This is a genomic window from Macrococcoides caseolyticum (genome assembly GCF_002902665.1).
GTDB classification, from domain to species: domain Bacteria; phylum Bacillota; class Bacilli; order Staphylococcales; family Staphylococcaceae; genus Macrococcoides; species Macrococcoides caseolyticum.
This window is the reverse complement of record NZ_PPRM01000115.1, coordinates 1-900: the sequence shown is the minus strand read 5'-3', so window position 1 is coordinate 900 and position 900 is coordinate 1. Positions and strand designations below refer to the sequence as shown.

Annotated in this window: 1 pseudogene; it reads right to left on the bottom strand. The window is 26.3% G+C overall.

The features are described 5' to 3' along the window. Positions 1-254: 254 nt before the first annotated feature. A pseudogene (locus tag CD152_RS11320) lies at positions 255-900 on the bottom strand (hypothetical protein); the annotation flags it as partial.

Sequence of the window (900 nt, the reverse complement as noted above, 5' to 3'; positions counted from 1 at the left end):
AAAATCGCTGGGCTATAAAACACCATTGGAAGTATTTATGAGTTTCATCGAAGATGAGGAATTGTCTAGCTTATTTTGACAAACGAAAAAATTAAAAAATGATAAATATTACTTATTCAGAATATATGAATATGACGTAATAAATAATACAGGAAAGTTTTATATTGTAAATGGTGATTTAGAAAATCAACTTCATCTAAAACCTATAAGCTACAAAGCTAAGTATAGTAATTAGAATAAGAAAACCTTTGTTCTTATTCTAATTCTTTAAATTTTAATTCGTTATCAAGAAATTCATATTGTATAAGTTTTAAGTTTACCCATTCTTTCGTCTCAACTGGGTTTCTTCCAATTGTATACATACGTCTAGCAAACTTATTTTTGGTTTGTAATACTTCTTCAGTAAAATCTAAAGCAACTATATATGCTTCAATCATCTCATAATCATGTGAATATTCATTTCCTATCCAATCTACATATTTCATTGCCTGATTTAGTACTTCAATTGATGCTATGCCACTTTTTATTTCAATCATTAAATATTTTGAAATTGTATTATAGCCCTCAATAAATCTGTATCCAAAAACATCCATTTTATCCATGTAGTCTATTGGCTTAAAGGGAGAAGCAATTACTTGATGACTTAAATAGTCCCATTTACCAAACAAAGTTTTATTCTTCTGAATGGCGTCAAGTATTCCCATCTCTAATGCCATTTCGTGTTTTATACGTTTTCCTTCTAGAGATTTTTCTAGGAATCTTTTTGAATCAAGTAAATAATTTTTATTTACTAAATTATTAATTCTTTCATGATAATAATTTGAAACCTCAATAATATTCTTATTGTCTAAATAATTCATTTCATTCTTTTTTAATATTATATCAAATAAAGCACTGTTC